Below are 6,062 nucleotides of genomic sequence, written 5' to 3'. Positions count from 1 at the left end.
CTGGCCGAGCGCGATCCCGACAAGCTCGTGGAGATCATCGCGGCGCTGGAGCCGACGCTGGGCGGCGTCAACCTGGAGGACATCAAGGCGCCGGAGTGCTTCTACATCGAGAAGAAGCTGCGCGAGCGCATGAAGATTCCCGTTTTCCACGACGACCAGCACGGCACGGCGATCATTGCATCGGCTGCAATTCTCAACGGGCTGAAAGTCGTCGGCAAGAAGCTCGACGAAGTGAAGCTCGTGTGTTCGGGCGCGGGCGCCGCCGCGATCGCGTGTCTCGATTTGCTCGTCGACCTCGGGCTCAAGAAGTCGAACATCCTCGTCTGCGACTCGAAGGGCGTGATCTACGAGGGACGCGGCAACCTGGATCCATCGAAGGAACGCTACGCCGCGAACACGACAGACCGCACGCTCGCGGACGCCATCGATCAAGCCGACGTTTTCCTCGGCTGCTCGAGCGCTGGCGTGCTCAAGCCGGAAATGGTCAAGGTCATGGGCACGCAGCCGCTGATCCTCGCGCTCGCCAATCCGGAGCCCGAAATCCGTCCGGAAGAAGCGAAGAAAGTGCGTCCGGATGCGATCATCGCTACGGGCCGTTCGGACTATCCGAACCAGGTGAACAACGTGTTGTGCTTCCCGTTCATCTTTCGCGGTGCGCTGGACGTGGGCGCGACCACCATCACTGAAGAGATGAAGCTCGCGTGCGTGCGCGCGATCGCGGAACTCGCCCAAGAGACCGATCAGGGCGATGAAGTCGCCAAAGCGTACGAAGGCCATTCGCTCGAGTTTGGGCCCGATTACTTGATTCCGAAGCCGTTCGATCCGCGCCTGATCATCAAGATCGCGCCGGCCGTGGCGCAAGCCGCGATGGACTCGGGCGTGGCGACACGTCCCATTCACGATATGGACGCGTATCGCGAAGAGCTGGGCACGACGGTTTATCGTACGGGCATGGTGATGCGGCCGGTGTTTGCCGCGGCCAAGTCGGCGCCCGCGCGCATCGTGTTTGCCGAAGGTGAAGACGAGCGTGTGCTGCGCGCCGCGCAATTCGTGCTGCTGGAGAAGATCGCGAAGCCGATCATCATCGGGCGCCCGGCGGTGGTAGAAATGCGGCTGCAGAAGATGGGCTCGAAGCTCAAGCCTGGCACAGACTTCGAGATCGTGAATCCGGAAGACGATCCGCGTTACCAGAAATGCTGGCAGGAGTATCACAACATTGCTGCACGCGAAGGCGTGACGCCGGACAACGCGAAGGCCGCGCTGCGCAAGTTCAACACGTTGATTGGCGCCATCCTGGTTCGTCTCGGCGATGCCGACGGCATGATCTGCGGCATGATCGACACGTATCACGACCATCTCAAATTCATCGAGCAAGTGTTGGGCAAGGCTGACGGCGTACAAAACTTCGCCGCCATGAACCTGCTGATGCTGCAGGGACGCAATCTCTTTATCAGCGATACGTATGTCAACGAGGTCCCGACGCCCGAGCAACTCGCCGATATGACCATTCTGGCGGCGCGTGAAATCGAGAAGTTCGGGATCGCGCCGAAGGTGGCGTTGTTGTCGAACTCGAACTTCGGCAGCGTGCCGACGGCTTCATCGAAGCGCATGGCCGAGGCTCGCAAGCTGATCGCCGAACGTGCGCCGGATCTGGAAGTCGATGGCGAAATGCACGGCGATGCAGCCTTGTCGGAGGTGGTACGCAAAGCCGCGATGCCGGCCTCGACACTGACCGGCGAGGCGAACCTGTTGATCATGCCGAACGTGGAAGCCGCGAACATCACCTATAACCTGCTCAAGATGGTGAGCGGGGAAGGCGTGACAGTCGGTCCGTTCCTGCTTGGCGCTGACAAGCCAGTGCACATTCTCACGCCTGCCGCGACCGTGCGGCGGATCATCAACATGACAGCGGTGGCATCGGCGAATGCGCGGGTGAAGGCGGCTGGCAACGCGGTGTGATGAAGTGGATTTGATCGTCACCATTACTATGTGACGAGATTTGATCAGGTGGGGACAGGCGGTGACCGAATAGATCGGTCACCGCTTTTTTTTCACGCGCCAGAAATATCTAACTCAAACGTGACATGGACGCTTAGGAATTTTTTTAAAGAGATAAGAAAGTTGTCGCACATACAACGGCGTCTTTCTTATTCGGACAAATCTGATTTGGTTGGCAAGGAGTGCTGAGTAGAGTCGCGGATCGTTTCACTTACCTGTTTGTTGCGGCGAATTATTTCTTGAGTTCGTTTCGCGTCAGACACATTCCGCATAACTCTTTGCAGGTATTCAGCATGAACAAGGTCTTTAAATCGGTTTGGAGCGAAGCTCTGGGTGCTTGGGTCGCAGCATCGGAATTGTGTCGCGGACGCGGGAAGGGCGGCGGGAAGGTGGCGCGGGCGGTGGCGTTGGCAGTGGCGTTGGGAATGGCGGGTGGGGCGTTTGCTGCTGGAGCGGGGACATCGGTGTCCAATGCAAGTCCGGCCACTGCAACGAACTTGACCGACATTGCGATTGGTTCAGGCGCGACCGCAGCGAGCAAGACCAAGGATGCGATTGCTATCGGCGACACTGCAGCGAGCTCGGCGGATGGCGCAATCAGCATCGGCGGCAGTGTTTCAAACGCGGCGACTAACTCAATTTTGATGGGGAACGCAGGAGTTCCGGCCGGAACGACCGGGCAGGTACCGGTTGCTTCGATTGACGCTGGTTCGACCGCGTCGGTATTTTTCGCGCCTGCTGGCGGCTCGGTTCAGACGTCGGCGAACTCGTTTTCCTTCAATCCCTATGCCGGAATCAAGACCTCGGGGTCGCCCGACTCCGTGAATATCTCGGGGACGGTAAGCGCGGCGCCATCGTCTGTAGCCATCGGTAGCAAATCCAGCGTCACCAACACTACTGCTGCAGCGACAGCAGGTGTCGCGGTCGGAGCGAATGCCTCAGTGCAGGCGTTGAACTCAGTGGCGATTGGTGCCAACTCAGTAGCTAATCGAGTCAATTCGTTTTCGGTCGGCGGCAATGGTACGACCCGCGTAATTACCCAGGTATCGAACGGCACAAAAGCAAATGACGCCGTGAACATGTCGCAAATCCAGAATATTGTGGACGGACTGGGCGGCGGAGCGGAAATCAGCGCAGACGGATCAATAACAACGCCCTCTTATTCAGTGAATGGGTCGGATGTGCCGGGCGTTGGCCAGGCGATCAGTGCGCTGGACAGCCGTCTGCAGAACGCGGTCATGTACGACGGCGTGACCAGTTCGGTCAGCCAAGCAGCACGCCGACAGCCGCGGGCGACGAAGGAAGCACAAGCGCCGGGCGGTTGCTGCAGCCATGCCACTCGAACCTGATGCTCAGTGCTGCGGGCAAGACGGTAGTCAGCGCCAGCGTGGCTAATTAAAAAGACAACAACACGCATGGGCAGTTCGAAACCTGGATCATCCCTTTCCACGCCGCGGCGTTGCATATGTTCGATCGATTGTTTTCATCCTCGTATAGTTTCTTTCGGATAGTGCCTATGACTATTCTTATAAGCTCCCAATAAACTACGGAAAGTAGGGCGCTTAAGACAATGAGACAACGGTGCTTGGGTTATCAAGCGCGGGTCGGTTGTCGGTCATAGGTGTAAGCGGTGCGGTTTCCGAAATATGTTGAATCCGCCGTAATCTGAATAATCAATATATTAGGAATGCGTATCAATAATGAAAAGGAAATATAAGACGGTTTTAAACGAAGTCTTCGTCAATCGTGACGTGAAGGGCGAAAAGACGAGCGCCGGTTACAAGCTGTTCGAGCGGAAACGCAGCATTCATCTGGCGCCTCCGACCAAGTCCAAGCAAGCAACAGACTTGCAATTGTGGTCGTTGAGATGAGGGAAATTGAAATGATTGGCACACTGTCTCACGGTGCACATCGGCCCGTCGCGGGCGCGTGCATCAGCACTGGAAAGCGGAAAACACGGTCTGCCAGATTGGTGGCGACAGCGGTAAGTGGACTGATAGTTGCCGCGACGTCGGGCACGGTATCCGCGTCGACATCCGGATTGGCAAGCGTATTCGCGCAAGAGTCGGCCTATGCGTCGGCAAAGTCGCTGGCTCAGGCGCCAGCGCAGCGGTTCGCGAGCACAAGTCACGTAGCGATGGGAGTTGTCAAAGTCACCAAACCCGGTTCTCTCGATGGCGACGCGTTGCTTTATGATCCGGCACGCAGTCAGGAATATCCCGCGCAGGCACGGGATATTGCCGAAACCGCGCCCAGCACGAAGCTATCGGTAGTTCTCGAAAAGGCCGAGACGATGATCGGCGTCCCCTATTCGTGGGGCGGCAATACGCCGGCACAGGGACTCGATTGCAGCGGTTTCGTGCGATATGTCTATGCGAAGGCGGCGGGGATTGTATTGCCACGAGTTTCATCGCAGATCAGTCGTCAAGGCGTGGCGATCGCGCAAACGGATTTGCATCCCGGCGATCTCGTGTTCTTCAATACAACACGCGGTACCGCAACGCACGTTGGAATCTATGTCGGCGAGGACCAGTTCATTCACGCGCCGAAAAAAGGTGCTTTTATTCGCATTGAATCAATGAAAAGCGCCTACTGGACCCGACGATATTACGGCGCGCGACGAGTCGCGTAAGAGCTCGATGGATAAACCCTTAACGACAAAACGCCCGATGAAAATTCATCGGGCGTTTTGCGATGCACTGAAGCAAAAGCTCAAGCCACTTGCCGCGTCTCACTGCCGACCGGTGCACGCCACCGCGCCAGCAAGGCATTCCATTTCAGACGCGCCGCGTTCACGTTGTTGTCCTTCACGTGACCGTAACCGCGCATGGAATCGGGCAGACTTGCGAGTTCTATCGCCAACGGCAATTTATCGAGCGTCAAGCCGCTGAGCAATTCCTTTATCAGCGCCTCATATTCCGAAATCAACGCTCGCTCCATCTTCCGTTCTTCGGTCTTGCCGAAAACATCCATCGATGTGCCCCGCAAGAACTTCATCTTCGCCAGGACTTTCATCGCGGATAGAACCCATGGGCCGTATTGCTTCTTGATGAGATGGCCGTGCGCGTCCTTCTTCGAAAACATCGGCGGCGCGAGATGGAAATTGATCTTCCAGTCGCCTTCGAAACTGCCCTTCAACCGCTCCACGAACGCCGGATCGGCATAAAGACGCGCGACTTCGTACTCGTCCTTGTACGCCATCAGCTTGTGCAGGTTCCTGGCGACAGCTTCGGTCAGTGCGTATTGACCGTCGGGTACGCCAAGCGATGCTTCCGCAACCCGGACTTCCGCGACAAGCCGGCCGTAACGCGCGGCGTACGCCTCGTTTTGATAGTCGGCGAGATAGCCGATGCGCTTTTCGATCAACGCGTCCAATGCCTTCGGCGTATGCAGCGCGATGATCTTGCTGCTGCCTTGTACATCCGATGAACCCCCCCGATTCTGTCCTTTCACCAGTCGTTGCAGACCATCGAGATCATGCGCCGCGTGACGGCCCCATTCGAACGCCGCGAGATTTTTCTCGACCTGCACAGCGTTGAGTTCGATCGCGCGAACCAGCGACTCGTGCCGCAACGGCACCCAGCCGCGCTGCCATGCAAAACCCAGTACGAACGGGTTCGTGTAGATGGCGTCGCCGAGCAGTGCTACGGCAAAACGGTTTGCATCGACTAGAGATACGTGCTCACCCGCGGCCGTGCGGATGTCGGCTTCTGCGCTCGCGCCCGGGAAACGCCAGTTCGGGTTCTTGATGAACTCGGCAGTCGGCGTTTCGGCGCTGTTCACGACGACCCGCGTGTGGCCGGGCTGCATGCGCGAGCCGCATTCGTCGCTGGCGGTGACGATCGGATCGCAACCGATCACCAGATCCGCTTCGCCCATCGCGATGCGCGTGGCGTGAATATCGCCAGGCTGGTTCGCGATCTGCACATGGCTCATCACCGCGCCGCCTTTTTGCGCGAGGCCGGTGACATCGAGCACGGTCACGCCTTTTTGCTCGAGATGCGACGCCATGCCAAGCAATGCGCCAATGGTCACGACGCCCGTTCCGCCTACTCCCGTGACCA

At 58.1% G+C, this 6,062-nt stretch carries 4 protein-coding genes; 3 read left to right on the top strand and 1 reads right to left on the bottom strand.

Translation table 11 applies throughout. The features are described from left to right. The 3 genes from ACFFAR_RS22165 to ACFFAR_RS22155 form a co-directional block, all read left to right on the top strand. Positions 1–1,959: NADP-dependent malic enzyme (locus ACFFAR_RS22165; RefSeq protein ID WP_375508480.1), on the top strand; the 1,959-nt coding region annotated here is incomplete at its 5' end. A gap of 278 nt (positions 1,960–2,237) precedes the next feature. Next, positions 2,238–3,347 (top strand): ESPR-type extended signal peptide-containing protein, encoded by a 1,110-nt coding sequence (locus ACFFAR_RS22160; RefSeq protein WP_174364817.1) that lies wholly within the window; start codon positions 2,238–2,240, stop codon positions 3,345–3,347. Between the two features lie 788 nt (positions 3,348–4,135). Next, positions 4,136–4,630: a C40 family peptidase gene (locus ACFFAR_RS22155; RefSeq protein WP_172811955.1), complete on the top strand. Its 495-nt coding sequence runs from the start codon at positions 4,136–4,138 to the stop codon at positions 4,628–4,630. A gap of 80 nt (positions 4,631–4,710) precedes the next feature. On the opposite strand, the gene ACFFAR_RS22150 is transcribed toward ACFFAR_RS22155, so the two are convergent. After that, positions 4,711–6,062: DUF6537 domain-containing protein (locus ACFFAR_RS22150; protein ID WP_174364816.1), on the bottom strand; the 1,352-nt coding region annotated here is incomplete at its 5' end.

The organism is uncultured Caballeronia sp., from assembly GCF_964243625.1.
Classification (GTDB): Bacteria; Pseudomonadota; Gammaproteobacteria; order Burkholderiales; family Burkholderiaceae; genus Caballeronia.
Note: the sequence above shows the minus strand (reverse complement) of the source record. Positions and strands in the feature narration are given on the sequence as shown.

Bases quoted from the DNA above. Each gene is read 5' to 3' on its own strand.
- ACFFAR_RS22155 (WP_172811955.1), top strand. From the start codon at position 4,136: ATGGGAGTTGTCAAAGTCACCAAACCCGGTTCTCTCGATGGCGACGCG.